Origin of the sequence: Geothrix sp. 21YS21S-4, assembly GCF_030845995.1 — a bacterium.
GTDB lineage: Bacteria > Acidobacteriota > Holophagae > Holophagales > Holophagaceae > Geothrix.
The window spans coordinates 965050-981520 of the sequence record NZ_CP132719.1; the positions used below are offsets into that span (position 1 = coordinate 965050).

General features: G+C 69.1%; 16 protein-coding genes. 9 read left to right on the forward strand and 7 right to left on the reverse strand.

What is annotated here, in order from left to right; all coding sequences use genetic code 11:
• Positions 1-52: 52 nt before the first annotated feature.
• Complete coding sequence (locus RAH39_RS04345) at positions 53-973, reverse strand: formyltransferase family protein (RefSeq protein ID WP_306591581.1); 921 nt, start codon at positions 971-973, stop codon at positions 53-55.
• 77 nt (positions 974-1050) lie between these two features.
• Between RAH39_RS04345 and RAH39_RS04350 the strand changes: the two genes are divergently transcribed.
• On the forward strand, positions 1051-2109 hold the full coding sequence (locus RAH39_RS04350) for a transglutaminase-like domain-containing protein (RefSeq protein ID WP_306591582.1): 1059 nt from the start codon (positions 1051-1053) through the stop codon (positions 2107-2109).
• 3 nt (positions 2110-2112) lie between these two features.
• Here the strand turns inward: RAH39_RS04350 and RAH39_RS04355 are convergent, their stop codons facing one another.
• From RAH39_RS04355 to RAH39_RS04365, 3 genes are read right to left on the reverse strand one after another with little or no spacing between them, the layout of a single operon-like run.
• Complete coding sequence (locus RAH39_RS04355) at positions 2113-2925, reverse strand: alpha/beta fold hydrolase (protein WP_306591583.1); 813 nt, start codon at positions 2923-2925, stop codon at positions 2113-2115.
• 56 nt (positions 2926-2981) lie between these two features.
• Complete coding sequence (locus RAH39_RS04360; protein ID WP_306591584.1) at positions 2982-3500, reverse strand: DinB family protein; 519 nt, start codon at positions 3498-3500, stop codon at positions 2982-2984.
• A gap of 47 nt (positions 3501-3547) precedes the next feature.
• Positions 3548-5071 (reverse strand): acyl-CoA carboxylase subunit beta, encoded by a 1524-nt coding sequence (locus tag RAH39_RS04365; RefSeq protein WP_306591585.1) that lies wholly within the window; start codon positions 5069-5071, stop codon positions 3548-3550.
• A gap of 72 nt (positions 5072-5143) precedes the next feature.
• Here RAH39_RS04365 and RAH39_RS04370 point away from each other — a divergent pair, with 72 nt between their 5' ends.
• Entirely contained in the window at positions 5144-6340 is a 1197-nt protein-coding gene (locus RAH39_RS04370) for an MFS transporter (RefSeq protein ID WP_306591586.1), read from the forward strand.
• Positions 6341-6451: 111 nt separating this feature from the next.
• Positions 6452-7582, forward strand: a complete 1131-nt coding sequence (locus RAH39_RS04375) for an MFS transporter (protein WP_306591587.1) — start codon at positions 6452-6454, stop codon at positions 7580-7582.
• A 155-nt stretch (positions 7583-7737) separates the two neighbouring features.
• Here RAH39_RS04375 and RAH39_RS04380 read toward each other — a convergent pair whose 3' ends face one another.
• Together RAH39_RS04380 and RAH39_RS04385 are read right to left on the reverse strand one after the other, a co-directional pair.
• Entirely contained in the window at positions 7738-8505 is a 768-nt protein-coding gene (locus RAH39_RS04380; protein ID WP_306591588.1) for an SDR family NAD(P)-dependent oxidoreductase, read from the reverse strand.
• A 32-nt stretch (positions 8506-8537) separates the two neighbouring features.
• Positions 8538-9893 (reverse strand): aminotransferase class I/II-fold pyridoxal phosphate-dependent enzyme, encoded by a 1356-nt coding sequence (locus tag RAH39_RS04385; RefSeq protein ID WP_306591589.1) that lies wholly within the window; start codon positions 9891-9893, stop codon positions 8538-8540.
• A 142-nt stretch (positions 9894-10035) separates the two neighbouring features.
• Between RAH39_RS04385 and RAH39_RS04390 the strand changes: the two genes are divergently transcribed.
• From RAH39_RS04390 to RAH39_RS04405, 4 genes are all read left to right on the forward strand, one after another.
• Complete coding sequence (locus RAH39_RS04390; RefSeq protein ID WP_306591590.1) at positions 10036-11181, forward strand: acyl-CoA dehydrogenase family protein; 1146 nt, start codon at positions 10036-10038, stop codon at positions 11179-11181.
• A 406-nt stretch (positions 11182-11587) separates the two neighbouring features.
• On the forward strand, positions 11588-11911 hold the full coding sequence (locus RAH39_RS04395) for a DMT family transporter (RefSeq protein ID WP_306591591.1): 324 nt from the start codon (positions 11588-11590) through the stop codon (positions 11909-11911).
• 203 nt (positions 11912-12114) lie between these two features.
• Positions 12115-12318, forward strand: a complete 204-nt coding sequence (locus RAH39_RS04400) for a cold-shock protein (protein ID WP_306591592.1) — start codon at positions 12115-12117, stop codon at positions 12316-12318.
• A 63-nt stretch (positions 12319-12381) separates the two neighbouring features.
• Positions 12382-14067: a tetratricopeptide repeat protein gene (locus RAH39_RS04405; RefSeq protein WP_306591593.1), complete on the forward strand. Its 1686-nt coding sequence runs from the start codon at positions 12382-12384 to the stop codon at positions 14065-14067.
• Positions 14068-14075: 8 nt separating this feature from the next.
• Here the strand turns inward: RAH39_RS04405 and RAH39_RS04410 are convergent, their stop codons facing one another.
• Complete coding sequence (locus RAH39_RS04410; protein WP_306591594.1) at positions 14076-14957, reverse strand: cyclic di-GMP-binding domain-containing protein, MshE-related; 882 nt, start codon at positions 14955-14957, stop codon at positions 14076-14078.
• A gap of 81 nt (positions 14958-15038) precedes the next feature.
• On the opposite strand from RAH39_RS04410, the gene RAH39_RS04415 reads away from it, so the two are divergent.
• Both RAH39_RS04415 and RAH39_RS04420 read left to right on the forward strand, forming a co-directional pair.
• The gene (locus RAH39_RS04415; protein WP_306591595.1) at positions 15039-15662 is read left to right on the forward strand and encodes a hypothetical protein; all 624 of its coding nucleotides are present in this window, start codon (positions 15039-15041) and stop codon (positions 15660-15662) included.
• Positions 15662-16363: a response regulator transcription factor gene (locus RAH39_RS04420; RefSeq protein ID WP_306591596.1), complete on the forward strand. Its 702-nt coding sequence runs from the start codon at positions 15662-15664 to the stop codon at positions 16361-16363. Before RAH39_RS04415 ends, RAH39_RS04420 begins: the two co-directional genes overlap by 1 nt.
• The last annotated feature ends 108 nt before the right edge of the window (positions 16364-16471 follow it).

A 16471-nucleotide genomic window follows, 5' to 3' on the forward strand; every position in this document is an offset into this window, starting at 1 on the left:
GCGGGCTCCATGCGAACGCCAGCTCCGGTTTCCCCGGGCTGGCGTTCGACGTTTAGGCCTCCGGAAGCCTGAGGTTCCGCAGAATCGCGACGTGCTCGCTCGGGCGATCCGTCCTCACGCCGTCGGCCCGGAGGGCGTGGAGCCTGAGGGCGCCGTCGGAGAAGCCCACCAGCACGCCCTCGCCATCGCTTCGGAAATGGCCGGAGGGGCAGGACGCAACGGCGGGCAGGGCCCAGGCGATCCGGACGGTGCCGTCGGGGGTCTCCAGGAAGGCATTAGGCCAAGGATCGGCCACGGCCCGGATCTGGTCGAAGGCCTCCTGGACGGTCATGGCGAAGTCGAGCCGGGAATCCGCGGGCTTCCGCCCTCCGAAATAGCTGGAGGGGCCGAGGGTCCTCTGGTCGACGAGAGACGTGGAGCCGTCCACCAGGCCCGGAAGGGCCTCGCGCACCAGCTTTCGGCCGGCTTCCGCGGCTTTCAGGGTGAGGCTGAGGGCCGTTTCGTCCCACTCGATGGGCAGGTGGGCCTGGGCGACGATGTGGCCGTCGTCGGGCTTGGGCGTCATGGCGTGGAGCGTGACGCCGGTTTCGGCCTCCCCTTTCACCAGCACCCAGTTCAAGGGAGCCCGCCCCCGGTAGCGGGGAAGCAGGCTGCCGTGCAGGTTGTAGGCGCCCAGTCGCGGCACGTCCAGGAACCGGGCCTGGATCATCTCCCGGAAGTAGAAGCTGAACAGGAAGTCGGGCCGCAGCCCGCGGATGGCCTGGAAGACGGCCTCCTCATTGAAGGAGGGCGCCATGTGGATGGGGATGCCGTGGGCTTCGGCCACCGCGGCGGGGGGCGTGAACCACTGTTCGTCGGGTCCCTGGGCATAGGTATAGAGGGCCTTCACGTCGACGCCGGCCTCCAGCAGGCCCTCGAGCGCGGCGGTCCCGACGCTGGAATAGGCGCAGACGACGGCGGTTGGCTTCGGCATGGTTCCCTCCTTTCCCAGGATCGCATAAGCCGTTGAATTCCCTGTCCGTAGGCCTATCGTGGTCCCGGGGGTGGTCCGTGCTCCGTCGCGTCCTTCCTTTCCTCCTCGGCGCCGTCCTGCTGGCGGGGGCGGAAGATCCCTTCGAGCCGCCGCCCGAGCTGGCGGCCTACACCCGCCAGCGGACCTTGGGGCAGCAGGGGAACGCCGGGAAAGTCGCGGTCCTGCTGCGGTCCTTCTTCGCCCCGAAGGAAGAAGGCGGACTGGGCATCGAATACGACAACGCCTATACCCGCACGCCGCGGGAGACCTGGCGGGACCGCAAGGCCAACTGCCTCAGCCTGACGGCCCTTTACGTGGCGGCCTGCCGGTCCATCGGGCTGGAGGCCCGCTACGGCGAGTCCCTGCGGATCAGTCGTTGGCGCCGGGTCGGAAGCACCGTCCGCTACGAGCGCCACGTGGTCGCCGTCGTGGCGGGGGGCACCATCGGGCAGGAGCTGGTGGCGGATTTCCTGCCGGAGGTGCGGAAAGGGGCGCAGCTCATCGCGTACCTGGAGCCCAGGCGCGTGGAGGCGCTCTTCTACAGCAACCGCGCAGTGGAGCTCCTGGCGGAGAGCAAGCCCGAGGAGGCCCTTCAGGCGGCGCATCGGTCCATCGAGGTGGATCCCGGGCTGGGAGTGGGCTGGAACATCCTGGGCGTGGTCCAGCGCACCCAGGGGACCGATGCCGAAGCCGAAGCCTCCTTCCGGAAGGCGCTGGAGGCCGATCCCCGGGATGGCGCTCCCTGCGGGAATCTGGAGAGCCTGATGCGGGCCCAGGGGCGGGATGCGGAGGCGCAGACCTTCCGGGAGCAGGGACTGGAGATCCGCAAGCGCGATCCCTTCTTCAATGCCTTCCTGGCCGAGGAAGCGCTGGGGGACGAACACTGGGCCGAGGCCGACAAGCGCATCCGGCAGGCCATCCGCCTGCTTCCGCAGGAGCCCGAGTTCTACCTGGTCCAGGCCCGGATCCACCTGGCCCAGGGCCAGACCAAGGACGCCATCAAGGCCCTGGAGAAGGCGCGGAAGTGGTCGCTGCCGGACATGCAGTCCCGCTTCGACAGCAAGCTGGCGTTGCTCAAGAACCTGAAGCCGGCCTAAGGATCAGCGTCCCAGCCCCGCCTCGAAGGCCCTGAGAGCCGTCAGGAAGGATTCGGGCGCATCCCACATGATCCAGTGCCTGGCAGAGGGGACATGGATCGCCCGGAAGGTTGGCAGGCCCTTGAATCCATATTGGGCGAGGGTTTCCGCCTCTTTGGCCGGATCGGCCTCCCGGGGGCCCGCCGCCAGGTGGAGCACGGGCAAGCGCAGCTGGGCTTGGCGCGAGGCGAGGGGATCCCGGGTCATGGCCCGCAGGTAGGCCTGGAGGGCCGGCGTGGGCACCAGCTGGGCCTCGGCCACGAGGCGCTGGGTCTGGGCGGGACCGGCGGTCATGCGGCCGAAGAAGGCCGTCAGGGCCGGGGCGGGATCCTTCGCCAGCGCCACGGCGAGCGGTTCCATGTAGGCCTCCGGGACGGCGCCGAGGAAGCTATCCACCAGCAGCACGCCGCGGAAGGCGCTGGGATCGTCGAGGGCGGCGCGGGCCGCGAGGGGGCCTCCCATGGAGTGCCCCACCACCAGGCACGGCACGAGCCCTTTCTTGCGGACCAGGGCGGCCAGGTCCTTCGCGATCGCCCCCATGTCCGCGCGACCGTCCGTCACTGCGGGTCCGGGCGTTCCGCCGCTTCCCGGAAGGTCGACGCTCAGAACCGTGTGATCCCGAGCCAACTCGCCGGTCACCCCCGCCCAGACCTCCTTGTTCCCTCCGAAGCCGTGGATCAGCAGGACACCGGGACCCTGGCCGACCTTTCGGAACGACGGGACGGCGGCATCCAGGCACAGAGCGGTGCAGCACAGCACAAGCGCACGGAACAGCACGGGAGCCTCCGACAGACGATCCAAGAATGGTTTCGGTGGGCTTCTGGACCCGGGGATCAGACCCGCGGAGCCTCCATCCCGAATCCGGCCCAATCCTCCTTGGCGGGGCCGTAGAGGCCCGGCACGCGGAGGCCCGCCTGCCGCATCAGGACGGTCATCTGGCCGCGGTGGTGGGTCTGGTGGGTGACGAGGACGAACAGCGCGAAGGCCCCGGTCCAGGTTTCGCCGTAGAGGGTGAAGTTCCGCCCCAGTTCGGTGTTGCTCCAGCTTCCCAGATGATCGAGCAGGGAATCGCTCACCGCGCGGTAGGCTGCGATGATCTCGGCCATGGTCGGCGGAGGCGGGGCGATGAACCCGTCAGAACCCAGTTCCACGGGACCCTTGACCTTGAGTCCCAGGTTTTGCGGAAGTTCCAGGACCGTCTCCACCAGGTGCCACGCCATCCGCCGCAGGTCGCGGTGCTGGGGATCCACTGCCTGGTGGGCGGCGGCGTCGGGAATGGCCGCGAAAACCGCCAGGGTCTTGTCGGCCTCCTGCTGCCAGATGGTCTTGAAGTCGTCCACGCGACGGAACATGGGGTCTCCTGGGGGGTGCGAAAAGAATAGCGCGCCCGAGGCGGGCTTCAGACGGGTGTGACGCTCCGCCGCTTGAGCGGCCATGGATCGCGGCGGCGGGCGCGGGCGAGGCGGGCGGCGAGTTCGGCGCGGAGGCCCGCGGGGTCCACGATGGCGTCCACGTGCAGCTCGGCGCCCAGCTTCTTCAGGTCGATGTCCTCGTTGTATTCGTCCCGGAGCTGCTGGACGTAGGCGGCGCGCTCGTCTTCGGGCTTCTCGGCGATCTTGTTGGCGAAAACGGCGTTCACGGCGGCCTCGGCGCCCATGACGGCGATGCTGGCGGTGGGCAGGGCGAGGGTGGCGTCAGGATCGAAGCCGGGTCCGCTCATGGCGTAGAGGCCCGCGCCGTAGGCCTTGCGGACGACCACGCAGAAGCGCGGGGTGCTGCATCCGGCCATGGCGCTGATCATCTTGGCGCCGTGGCGGATGATGCCCTGTTTCTCGACGGCGCTCCCGATCATGAAGCCGGGCACGTCGCTGAGGAACACCAGGGGGATCCCGAAGGCGTCGCACAGCGTCATGAACCGCGTGGCCTTGTCCGCGCTGTCCACGAACAGGACGCCGCCCTTGACCCGCGGCTGGTTAGCGAGGATGCCCACGGGCCGGCCGTCCAGCCGCGCCAGGCCGGTGATGATCTCGCCGGCGAACAGCTTCTTCACTTCCAGGAAGCTGCCTTCGTCCACCAGGCCTTCGATGAAGTCCTTCATCTGGAAGGGCGAGTTGATGTCGCGGGGCACGAGGTCGCCGAGGGGCTTGGCCTTCGGCGATACGGCTTTCGGATCGGCCAGGGGCAGCGCGGCTTCGCAGTGTGCGGGGAAATAGGCCAGGTACCGCCGGCACAGGTCGATGGCCTCCTGTTCGGTCTTGCACAGGAAGTCGCCGCAGCCGCTGACGGAGCAGTGCATCTTCGCGCCGCCCAGGTCCTCCAGGCTGATCTTCTCGCCGATGACCATCTCGGCCATGCGGGGCGAGCCCAGGTACATGCTGGCGTTGCCCTCCACCATCACCACCACGTCGCAGAAGGCGGGAATGTAGGCGCCGCCGGCGGCGGACGGTCCGAACAGCAGGCAGACCTGGGGCACGAGGCCCGACAGGGCCACTTCCATGTGGAAGATGGTCCCGGCGTGGCGGCGGCCCGGGAACATGTCGAGCTGGTCCGTGATCCGCGCCCCCGCGCTGTCCACGAGGTAGAGCATGGGGACCTTCATCCGGAGGGCCGTCTCCTGGATGCGGATAATCTTCTCCACGGTGCGGGCGCCCCAACTGCCCGCCTTGATGGTGCTGTCGTTGGCCATCAGCGCCACGGGCCGGCCGCCGACCAGCGCCGTGCCCGTGATCACGCCGTCCGCCGGAAGATCCTTCTGGAGCGCGTTGGCGAACAGCCCGTCCTCCACAAAGCTGCCCTCGTCCACCAGCAGGCGGATGCGCTCCCGGGCGAAGAGCTTGCCGGCCTCGGCATTCTTCTCGTGGGCCTTGGCGGAGCCACCTTTCCGGATGCGCTCGGCCTCGGAATGGAACTGTTCCATCTGCATGCGGACCTCGAAGGAAGGGGATCCCCAGGATAGCGAGGGCGCCGCGCGCCGACGGCGTGCGATCCTGGGAAGGTGCATGACGCGGGCGAATCGGAGCGGGCCGGGTTCCTGACGGGGGCTTTTCTCGTGGTCTGCGCGTTCTACTTTCTGGTGTTCGCCGCGGGCTACCAGCTCTTTCCCGTGGTGCCCCTGCGCCTGCGAGAGTTCGGCGCCAGCTTGGCGGAGAGCGGGCGCTTCCAGACCGCGTTCATGCTGGGCTCGGGGTTCGGCGCCCTCGTGACGGGGCCCCTGGCCGATCGTTTGGGCCCGCGGCGGGTACTGCGGACGGCGTCCCTGGCGGTGGTGGGCATCCTGGTGGCCTACGCGTTCCTGGACGTGCGGTGGATGTTCTACGTCCTGGCGCCCCTCCACGGCCTGCTGTGGTCGGCGCTGCGGACCGCTTCCGTCGCCAAGGTCGGCGGGATCCTTCTGCTGAAGCACCGCGCCCAGGGGCTGTCGCTGTTCGGATTGACCGGTCCCGCAGGGGTGGCGGTGGGGCCGCTGGCGGGGCTGTGGCTCATGCCGCGCGTGGGCTTCTCCTGGATGTTGATCCTGCTGGCGGGCGTCTTCCTGTCGCTGCACCTGCTGATCGGCGTGCTTCCGGCCGAGGCGCCGCGCGAGATCGAGGCCCCGCGCCTGTTCCAGCGGCCCGATCCCCACGTGTGGGGGCCGGTCGCCGGAATGATGCTGCTGGGCCTGGGCTTCGGGCCGCTTCCGCCGTACAGCGCCCAGGAGGCGAAGGTCCTCGCGCTGGCCTGGCCCTCGGCTTTCCTTACCTGCTTCGCCCTGGGGATGATGGCCATCCGCGGCCTGCTCGCGCTGACGGGCATGGGCCGGCGCCCCGTGGCGCTGCTTCCCGCCATGGCGGCCCTCGCCGCCGGGGGCTACGGGCTGCTGGCCTTCCTGCCTGGGGACCTGGGCCGGCACGTGGCGGCGGGCCTGGTCTACGGCGCCGGCTACGGGATGGTGCACACCCTGATGCTCACCCACCTGATGGAGACCACGCCGCCCCACCGCCGGGGGGCGGCCACCGGCGCCTTCTTCTTCGCCTTCGACGCCGCCACGGCGCTGGGGGCGCTCGGGCTCGGCTGGATCATGGAGCACGGCGGGTTCCGCAGGGGCTGGGCGGTCGGCGCGGGGGTGATGCTCCTGGCCGTGCCCGTGGCCCGCCGCATCGCGCAGACCGGCGGGGCGACCGCGCCGGAGCCCTCTGCCATCTTGGAAGGATGAAGGATCTTTCCCAGACCCGACCTCGCCTTCTCACTCGCAGCTTCGTGCTCGTCTGGGCCCTGACGTTCGTGACGTTTTTCTTCGCCCTCCGGGCTCAGAGCTGAATCGCCCATGTCCCGACCCCGCCTCCTCACTCGCGGTTTCCTGCTCGTCTGGGCTCTGACGTTCGTGACGTTTTTTGCGGCGTTCCAGCTCTTTCCCACGGTGCCGCTGCGGCTGCGCGAACTGGGGGCGAGCCTCGCGGAAAGCGGCCGGTTCATGAGTCTCTTCACCGCGGGAAGCGCCCTGGGGGCCCTGTTCACGGGAGCCCTGGGCGATCGTCTGGGCCACCGCCGCCTCGTGGTGGTCTCGGCGCTGCTGTTCGCCCTGTTCCTGGGGGCCTACGGAGGATTGTCCGTGCGCTGGGGCTTCTACGTCCTGGCTTTCCCCCACGGCATCGTGTGGTCCGGACTTCTCACGGCCACCATGGCCTCGCTGTCCCAGGTGCTGCCGGAGGATCGGCGGGCGGACGGCCTCAGCCTCTACGGTCTGGCCAGCCCCGGCGGCGTCATCGTGGGTCCCGTCCTGGGACTGTGGATCCAGCAGCGGTGGGGCTTCGCGCCCATCGGATGGTATCTGGCGGCCCTGTTCGTTCTGCTCGGTGCGCTGGGCAGCGTTCTTCCCAAGGATCATCCCCACGGCCGGGCGAAGGGCTTCCAGTGGCCCGGGAAGGCCGTGCTGATTCCCAGCCTGGTGTTCTTCTGCGTGGCCCTCGGCTACGGCGCGCTCGGGAGCTACACGGCGCAGGAGGGGCTGGCCCTGGGACTGCCGCTGCCTTCGGCTTTCCTCTCCTGCATGGCGCTGGGCATGGTGCTCATGCGGGTGATCATGCTGCGCCGGGGCTTCGGGACGCGTCCCATCCGCCTGCTTCCAGCGATGCTGAGCACCGCGCTGGGGGGCCTGGTGCTGCTGGCGCTTCTTCCCGGCGGGACGCTACGGCACGTCGCCTCCGCCCTGGTCTACGGCGCAGGCTACAGCATGATCCACACCCTCATCAACGCGAAGCTCCTGGAATCGGCCGATCCCCAGCGCCGCGGCTCGGCGTTCGGCGCGCTGCTGTTCGCGTTCGATTCCGGCATCGGCCTCGGCAGCTTCGCCCTGGGCTGGGTCATCGGCCACTCGGGCTATCGGGCGGGGTGGGCCCTCGGGGCCCTCGCGGTGGCCGCGTCCCTGCCTTTGGCGCGGCGGCTGAGCCGGAGCTGATGAGGCGGGAAACCGCGAAAGAGCTAAAGATCACCACCAAGACACCAAGACACCAAGGGCGCCAAGAAAGGCCAGGTCAGGTTTCGACGAGGCTCCTGGTGCTCTTCGTGTCTTGATGGCGAGAATGCGTTTTGGGTGCCTGATCGCCGCCGATCTCAGGCGCGGCGGTGCACCTTCTGGGCGGAGGCCTGGTCCACGCACTTGACCAGCATCTGGTCGATGTTCACGTGATCGGGGAGCATCAGGCACCAGCGCACGCACTCGGCCACGTCGTGGGCGCTGAGGGGCTTCACGCCCTTGTAGACGGCCTCGGCCTTGTTGTCGTCCTTGAGGCGGACGGTGGAGAACTCGGTCTCCGCCATCCCGGGATCCACGGACGTGACGCGGATCTGCTCGCCGTTCACTTCGAGGCGCAGGCTCTGGGCCATGGCCTTCACGGCGAACTTGGTGCCGCAGTAGACGCTGCCGCCCTCGTAGGGCTGGTGGCCGGCCACGGAGCCGATGAAGAAGACGTGGCCCCAGCCCGCTTTGCGGAGGTGCGGCAGGCCGGCGCGGACGGTCTTCACCACACCCTCGATGTTGGTGCGGACCATGGCTTCCAGGTCCGCGTCGGGGGTCTCCCACATCTTGAAGGTGCCGCTGGCGAGGCCGGCGTTGGCGATGAGGACGTGGATGCCGCCCAGGGCCTGGGCCGCGCCCGCCGTGAAGGCGTCCACGCTGGCGCTGTCCTGGACATCCACAGCGGCGGCGTAGGTCTTCACCCCGTGGGCCTCCGCCAGTTCCTCCGCCAGGGCCTGGACGCGGTCCAGGCGGCGGGCGCCCAGGGCGAGGTGGAAGCCTTCGGCGGCGAGCGCGCGGGCCATGGCTTCACCGAAGCCGCTGGACGCGCCGGTGATCAGGACGACGGGATGTTCGGGGCGCATGGGAACTCCTAAAGGCATTGAGCGAGTGTAGGTCAGCGGTAGTTCCGATGGAATTCGGCCAGGGCGTCCACGACTTTCCGGATCTTCTCCGTGGGCGGCAGGATGGTGGTCCGGAAGTGGGCGGTGCCTTCCGCCTGGCCGAAGCCCGAGCCGGGCACCACGCAGATGCCCGTCGCTTCCAGCAGGGCCATGGCGTACTCGGAATCGGTGCGGCCGGCAGGGAGCTCGACGCTGGGAAAGGCATACATCGCGCCCGCGATGACGTTGCACCGGATGCCGTCGATCCGGTTCAGGCCCTCGGCGAGAAGGGTGGCCCGCTGCCGGAGGGCGTCCAGAATGGCGGCCTTCTCCGCCGCGTACTGGGGGTGCGACGGCGTGCCCGACTTGGGGGGGCGCACCATGGCGTAGGTGGCGGCCTGGCCCGCGAGGTTGGCGCACAGGCTCACGCTCTGCAGCTTGAGGATCTGGGCCATCACGTCGTCGGGCACGTTCCGGCACTCGAAGTAGCCGCCGCGGACGCCGCACTCGCCCAGGAAGCCCTTGGAGCAGGAATGAAAGCTGAACAGCGACACGTCCTTCGCGCCGCGCTGGTGGAGGACTTTGGCGAAGGAGGTGAACGCGTCGCCGGGGAGGTAGACGTTCTCCTGGTAGACCTCGTCGGCCAGGATGGACAGGCCGTGGGCCTTCGCGAAGTCGACGATCATCGCGATGTTGGCTTCGTCCAGGACCGCGCCCGTCGGATTGCCGGGGTTGATGACGCAGATGGCCTTCACCCGCGTTCCCTCCGCTTCCGCCTGGGCGAAGGCCGCTTCGAGCAGCGGGCGGCTCAGCTTCCACCCCTCCGCTTCGTCCAGGTAGTAGGGCACCATCCGGCCCTCGTACAGGGTGATGGTCGCCGAGTAGAGGGGGTACTGGGGAATCGGCACCATGATCCCGTCGGCGGGCCCGCCGATCAGGAGGCGGAGGATGGTCTGCACGCCCTTGCTGGCGCCGTCCGTGAGGAAGATGGCGTCGGGATCCGCGTCGATGCCGTCGCGCTCGCGGATGAACTCGGCCACGGCCTCACGGATGAAGCGCACCCCGCGGCTCTCGCTGTACGCGCCGAGCCCGTACCGGGTCCCGGCGAGGATGGCCTGGGCCGCCGCCACCACGTCCGCGGGGAACGCGTCCGGCGCCAGCTCCGCCAGGGCGGGGTATTCGCAGAGGGCGAGGATCTGGCGGTTCCAGCTGAGGGCCTTCTGGCCCAGGGACTGGGGGTTCCCGATGTTGCAGTAGACGATCTCGCGGCCCTGGCGCTCCAGCTCGGCGGCCCGCGCGACGATGGGTCCGCGCACCGCGTATTCGGTCTCGAGGACGGCGGTGCCCAGGTCAGCCAAGCGGATGGTCATGTCAAATCTCCCGCTCCGCAGTGTACCCGCCGGTCCCCTGTGACCTCGATCATCCTGACTTTGCGTCAAGGTGCGCGGCCTTCCGGCCCGGCGATAGACTGGACCTTCCGTTCCCATTCCCAACACCTTCCGCGAGGCGTCCATGCTCGGTTTTTCGCTTTTTCCCGAACAACTGGCCGAAAAAGAGCGGGCCCACACCTTCGCGGAGAAGGTGATGCGCCCCGTGGCCCGCAAGTACGACGAGACGGGGGAGTGGGCCGTGGACGTCTACAAGACGGCCTTCGACTACGGCTACCTCCAGGCCCTGGTGCCCGAGGATTGCGGCGGGCCCGGGGCCTCCCAGATGGAGGAGGCCATCGTGTGCGAGGAACTCGCCTGGGGCTGCGGCGGGCTCTACACGTCCATCATGGCCAACGGCCTGGCGATGACGCCCCTGCTCGTCGCGGCCAGCCCCGAGCAGAAGAAGAAGTGGCTGGGGATGATCGCGGAGGAACCCAAGTTCGCGGCGTTCTCGCTGTCCGAGCCCAACGCGGGGTCCGACGCCGGCGGCATGAGCTGCCGCGCGGAGAAGCGCGGCGACAAGTACATCATCAACGGCACCAAGTGCTACTGCACCAACGGCGGCTACGCCGACTGGTACTCGCTCTTCTGCAGCACCGATCCCACCAAGGGCGCCCGCGGCACCAGCTGCATCGTCGTGCCCCGCGACACGCCGGGCCTGGTGGTGGGCAAGGCCATGGACAAGATGGGCCAGCGCGCCAGCAACCAGGTGGAGCTGTACTTCAACGACGCGGAAGTGCCGGTGGAGAACCTGCTGGGCAAGGAGGGCATGGGCTTCGTGATCGCCATGAAGACCCTCGACCAGACCCGCGCCGCCGTGGCCGCCGGGGGCGTCGGCGTGGCCCGTGCCGCCTACGAGATCGCCCTCCAGTACGCCAAGACCCGCATCCAGTTCGGCCAGCCCATCTTCGCCAACCAGGCCATCAGCTTCATGCTGGCGGACATGGCCAAGAAGATCGAAGCCAGCCGCCTGCTCACCTGGCAGGCCGCGTGGATGACCGACAACGGCATCAAGAACTCCAAGCAGAGCGCCATCGCCAAGACCTTCGCCACCGACACCGCCATGGAAGTCAGCACCGACGCCGTCCAGATCCTCGGCGGCAACGGCTACAGCCGCGAGTACCTGGTGGAGAAGTGCATGCGGGACGCCAAGCTCCTGCAGATCTATGAAGGGACGAACCAGATCCAGCGCCTGGTGATCGCCAAGGAAATCCAGCAGGGGAACTAGGCGCTGGATCGTCCGGGTCGCGAGCGGACGGCGCGGGGCGCCGTTCCGAGCGGGGCCCCGGCGTTCGTCCATAACCAGATCCAGCGCCTGGTGATCGCCAAGGAAATCCAGTAGGGGAACTAGGCGCGGGATCGTCCGGGTCGCGAGCGGACGGCGCGGGGCGCCGTTCCGAGCGGGGCCCCGGCGTTCGTCCATAACCAGATCCAGCGCCTCGTGATCGCCAAGGAGATCCAGCAGGGAAACTAGGCGCGGGATCGTCCGGGTCGCGGACGGCGCGGGGCGCCGTGCCGAGCGGGGCCCCGGCGTTCGTCCATGACCAGATCCAGCAGGGGGATGGACCGTCTCCTGGGATAAGGTTTTCTTCGAGGAAGCGGCCTGGGGCCGCTTCCTCGCATCAGGAGCGCCCATGCGCAGCTGGAGTCTGCTGGTCATCGCGGGATTGCTGGAAACGGCCTGGGCCGTCGGCCTGAAGTACACGCAGGGCTTCACGCGGCCGGTGGCCTCCCTCCTGACGGGCATCGCCCTGGTTGGGAGCATGGCGCTACTGGGGCTCGCGACCAAGGACCTGCCCATCGGAACGGCCTATCCGGTGTGGGTGGGCATCGGCGCTTTCGGGGCCGCCGTTCTGGGCATGGTTCTTTTCAAGGAGCCGGTCACCTTATCCAGGATCTTTTTCCTAATCCTGCTCATGGTGGCCGTGGCTGGACTGAAGGTCTCCTCGGGGGCATGACGCCATTTTGGGTCTTGATGGACGCAATACCGGACCTTAAAATCGTTTCAGCACCCCTTCTTTACCAGCTCAAACCATCGTGAAAGCGGATTTCCCTGCGGAACCCGGTTTCCTCCGGGCGCAAGCCCCCGCGGTCCGCACGCCTGGTGCGTGTCGCGCGATCAACCTCCAGGCGCGAGGGGCCCGTCCCCGGGAAGAAAGTCATGTCCGAAGGCACCGTGAAGTGGTTCAACGCCGAAAAGGGTTTCGGCTTCATCACGCCTGACGAAGGGGGAGGCGACGTTTTCGTCCACTATTCCGCCGTGCAGGCCAAGGGATTCCGCACTTTGGAAGAGAAGCAGCGGGTGAGCTTCGAGGTGGTGCAGGGCCCCAAAGGCCCGCAGGCCGCCAACGTCAGCAAACTCTAGTTTGAACCGTTTTTTTCTGGGCCCCGGTTTTGTCCGGGGCCCGTCGCGTTCCATACTGGCTCCATGACGAAGGTCCTGCCGAACCTGCGCCCGCTTTGGATCCTCCTGCTGGTCCTTCTGGCCGTGTTCTTTTCGATGGAAGGCTTCCGGCAGGAGCCCCGCTTCGGGTGGATCCTGGCGGCCACCCTGGCGGCGGGGACCTGGGCGGGTTGGGCCGTCCGGCAGGCGTGGGTCTATCCCGCCCTGCTGGAGAAGGCGGAGGCTCTCTGGAGCCGCGGAGGACCGGCCTCCGCCGTGGCGGAATCCCTGGCGCGGGCGCCGCTGGCCACCGGCGAATTGGGCTACCGGATTCTCCTCCTGCGCGGGGCCGCGCACCACGCCCTGGGCTACCGCGACCGCGCCTGGCTCGATCTCCTGGAGGCCCAACTGGCCCGCCTTCCGCTGTGGAAGCGGCTGCTGGCGGGATACGCTTTCCGGCGCCTGCCGAAGGTTCCGTCGGCGCGGCGCGTGGCCTGGGGCGAGCGCCTGATCCGCCTGGTGCCCCGCATGGCGCGGCTCCGGCACCTCCAGGGCATCCTCGTCCTGCGGGCCGCCAAGCCCGATTCGCTGACGGAGGCGTGGGCCCACTTCGAGGCCGCCCTTCCCCTGGCCTGGGACGATCCGCTGCTGCTGGAGGACCTGATGCTCGCGGGCTTTCAGCACGGTCGGGAGGACGTGGCCGAGCAGGCCCTGACGGTGCTCATGGCGCGCCACGGGGATCCGCGGCTTCCCTGGGACCGGGGCGCCGCCGCCATGCACCTTCTCCGGAAAGGCCGCCCGGCCGAAGCCCTGGCCCTCATCGGAGGATTGCCGCCCGAACGGCGCGGCCAGCCGCTGCTGTGGTTGGCCGACAGCGTCGCCCGCCGCCGGCTGGGGGATCTGGAGGGCGCGTGGCGGGTGGTGGAAGCCGCCGTGGAGGCCCATCCGAAGGTGTTCCGCCTGTGGATGGAGCGGTACCAGATCGCGCTGGAGCTCCAGCGGGAGGGAGAGGCCCTCAGCAGCCTGGAGCGTGCCTGGAAGGCCGTTCCCGAGGGCACCGAAGGGGAATCCGAGCGGCAGGAGTGGCATCTCCGTCGCGCGGAGTTCGCCTTCTGGTGGGAGGATCTGCCGGGCTTCGCGAAGGAACTGCTGGAGAAGATCCCCGCCAACCAGCGGGGGGAGCACCATCCACCGCTCCTCCTCCAGGTGCGGGCCGCCGTCGGCGAGTACGAGGCGGCCTACGCCGAGGTGACGGAGCTGCTGAAGGCGGCGCCGGACGATGTGGATCTGCTGCTTCTCCAGGCGGACTGTCTGGCGGGGCTGGAAGCCTGGGAGGCGCTCCTGCCCTTTCTCGACGGCCTGGGAGAGGGCTGCCGCGTCCAGTCGGCGTTCTGGCACCTGCGCGGGCTCGCCCAGGCGAACCTGGGCAACCATCTGCCCGCGCGGCTGGACTTGGAGCGCGCCGTGCGGATGGATCCCCGCCGGCCCCGCTACCTGCTGGACGCCGGCCACGGATGCGCGGAGCTGGGCGACTGGGACCGCGCCGAGAGCCACTGGCGCCAGGTCCTCCAGGTGGACGGACATTCCGAGGAGGCCCTCATCCACTTGGCCGAAGCGCGGCGCGAGCTGGAGGACACCGACGGCGCCCGCCGCTACCTCCGCGAGTGCCTGCTGCACCATCCCGACAGCGAGGACGCCCAGGTGCGCCTGGCCGAACTGGAGGCCAACTAGGCCGCGCCTCAGCCGATGTGGTCGTCGTCCCTCAGTTCGCCGGATTCGATCAGGTTGGACAGGAGGCGCTGGAGTTCGTCCTGCCCGATGACGCCGCGGCGCTGGAACAGCTTGATGAGGCCCATCACCAGGGTGCGGGTGTGGTAGGTCTCCAGGCGCGGCACGGTGTCGCGCAGGGTGCGGCTGTGGATGAGCTCCGGCGGCACCGCGGGGATGGCGGGCGGGGGCGGCGGCGCGGGCGAGGCGCCCTCGAACAGGCCGAAGGGATCGATGTTCACCGGCTGAGTGGGCATCCGGTCGCCGCTGAAGAAGGGATCCGGAGAAAAGCCCGATTCCGCGGGAGCGGAAGGCACCGGTAGGGGCTGGAGGCTGAAGGTCACGGGCAGCGCGTCGTCCACCGGAGGATGGGAGTTCACTTCCACGGTGAGGGCTCCGCCCGTCGAAGGGCCGTCCACGCGGCGGTAGAGCTCTCCGATCGCTTTCCGAAGGGCGCTGTGGGAGGCCACCACGGGCTGGATGTGCAGGCCGGAGGCGAACCGGGCGCTGTCGATGGCGTTCAGGTCCGAGGGATCCGACATGGCCAGCACCAGGGCCTTGGGTTCCTTCACCGCCACCGGCAGGACCGTGAACTGGTCCGCCAGGCGGTGGGGCACGAGCTTGAGCACCTGGGGCGGAACGTCGAGGTTGCGGACGTCCATCTGGGGGACGCCCGCCTGGCGGCTGAGGAAGTCCATCAGCACTTCCTCGCTGATGTAGCCCAGGGCCACGAGGTTGCTGCCCAGGCGCCCCCGGGCGATCTTCTGGTGGGTGATCGCGCTCTGGAGCTGCGCCGGGGAGATGAGGCCCGCTTCCACGAGCAGTTCACCCAATCGCTTGATCGTTTGCTGCATGGTGGATCCTGAGGGAGTGGTGCACAGAAGGTCATCTCCAAGGTAACTTCTTTCAAGGCTTTTTGCTCGGCCGGAGGGGGCATGGACACCGAGGAGCTGTGGCGGGCGGCCTTGCACGACTTCAACAACCTCATGGCGGGGCTCCAGGGCGTCCTGGACCTCAGCGATCCCGGCCTTCCGCTGGATTCCCGGAACCGGCTGCGGCTGGGCTCCATCCTCGAGGACGGCAAGACGTTGGTGGCCATGGCCCGTGCCCTCGCGCTGAGCCGCATCCCCGACGCCGGGCTGGCCGCCTGGGGGGAGTGGGAAGCGGGTCTCCGCCATCGCCTGGTGCCCGTGGCCGACCTGTTCCGCTGTCCGGTGGACCTGGTGGATGCGGGGGCGGCCACCTATCCCTGGCCCGCGCCCCTGTTTCAGGACTGGGCCCTGGCCTTCACCCGCCAGCTCCTCCCGTGGGCCGTGCCGGGTCCCCTGCGGCTGGAAGCGGAAGTGGGGGAGAACGGATGGGAGCTGCGGTGGATCACCGACGCGCCGCTGCCCTCGGCCCTCCAGTTGTCGCCGCCCGCGGACGCCCTGCGGAACCTTCCCTCCTTCTGGCTGCGAAGCATGGCTGACCAGCTGCGCCTGACGGTGAAAGCCGAAGGCGGAGCCATCCGGATCCGAATGCCCCTCCCGGTGGTGGACGGCCAGATCCGGGTGTCCTGATGCCGGAGGTTCCCCCACTTCGGATCCTGGTGGTGGAATCCGCGCTTTCCGAGGCCGGTGAGGTCCGCGAGGGCCTCGAAAGGATGGGCCTCGGCGTCCACTGGGCCGACAGCGGCGCGGAAGCGCTCGCGCTGTGCGGAAGCGAACCCTTCGACGCCGCGGTGCTGGATGCGGCGCTCCCCGACATGTCCGGCGTGGTGTGGGTGCGGCGCCTGCGGGAGTCCGGCGATCCCCTGCCGGTGATCTTCCTCTCCGCCCAGGCCGACCTGGACGATCGCCTCCGGGGCCTGGAAGCCGGGGCGGACGATTACCTGGCGCGGCCCTGCGGCCTTCCGGAGATCGCGGCCCGGGTGCGGGCCGTGGCGCGGCGCGGGCGGGGAAGGGCCCCCCAGGGGCTCGTCCATCTGGCGGACCTGGTGTGGGACGCGCGGCGCCGGCACATCAGCCGGGCCGGACGGCGCATCGATCTCACCCTGAAGGAATACGCCCTTCTGGCCCTCCTGCTGGAGCACGTGGGCCGCGTGGTATCCCGCCAGGAGGTGGCGGAGGTGGTCTGGGGAGCCCAGGTGGTGGACGGCAACGCCATCGACGTCCAGATCGCGCGCCTCCGGCGGAAGGTGGACCATGCGCACCCCGTCAAGCTGATCCACACGCGCCGGGGCATCGGCCTCGTCCTGGAAGTCCACCCCGCCTTCGCCTGATGCGGGAAGGCGCTTCCGGAGGCTTGCCGGTACAATTGGAGGTTTGGATGAGGCTATGAAGTTCCACATCGAGACCTGGGGCTGCCAGAACGGGGCCCCCTCCGCGGG

Coding starts and splice junctions, on each gene's coding strand:
- RAH39_RS04420 (WP_306591596.1), top strand. CDS start 15,662: ATGCCGGAGGTTCCCCCACTTCGGATCCTGGTGGTGGAATCCGCGCTT.
- RAH39_RS04410 (WP_306591594.1), bottom strand. CDS start 14,957: ATGCAGCAAACGATCAAGCGATTGGGTGAACTGCTCGTGGAAGCGGGC.
- RAH39_RS04405 (WP_306591593.1), top strand. CDS start 12,382: ATGACGAAGGTCCTGCCGAACCTGCGCCCGCTTTGGATCCTCCTGCTG.
- RAH39_RS04365 (WP_306591585.1), bottom strand. CDS start 5,071: ATGCAGATGGAACAGTTCCATTCCGAGGCCGAGCGCATCCGGAAAGGT.
- RAH39_RS04415 (WP_306591595.1), top strand. CDS start 15,039: ATGGACACCGAGGAGCTGTGGCGGGCGGCCTTGCACGACTTCAACAAC.
- RAH39_RS04390 (WP_306591590.1), top strand. CDS start 10,036: ATGCTCGGTTTTTCGCTTTTTCCCGAACAACTGGCCGAAAAAGAGCGG.
- RAH39_RS04345 (WP_306591581.1), bottom strand. CDS start 973: ATGCCGAAGCCAACCGCCGTCGTCTGCGCCTATTCCAGCGTCGGGACC.
- RAH39_RS04395 (WP_306591591.1), top strand. CDS start 11,588: ATGCGCAGCTGGAGTCTGCTGGTCATCGCGGGATTGCTGGAAACGGCC.
- RAH39_RS04380 (WP_306591588.1), bottom strand. CDS start 8,505: ATGCGCCCCGAACATCCCGTCGTCCTGATCACCGGCGCGTCCAGCGGC.
- RAH39_RS04360 (WP_306591584.1), bottom strand. CDS start 3,500: ATGTTCCGTCGCGTGGACGACTTCAAGACCATCTGGCAGCAGGAGGCC.
- RAH39_RS04385 (WP_306591589.1), bottom strand. CDS start 9,893: ATGACCATCCGCTTGGCTGACCTGGGCACCGCCGTCCTCGAGACCGAA.
- RAH39_RS04375 (WP_306591587.1), top strand. CDS start 6,452: ATGTCCCGACCCCGCCTCCTCACTCGCGGTTTCCTGCTCGTCTGGGCT.
- RAH39_RS04400 (WP_306591592.1), top strand. CDS start 12,115: ATGTCCGAAGGCACCGTGAAGTGGTTCAACGCCGAAAAGGGTTTCGGC.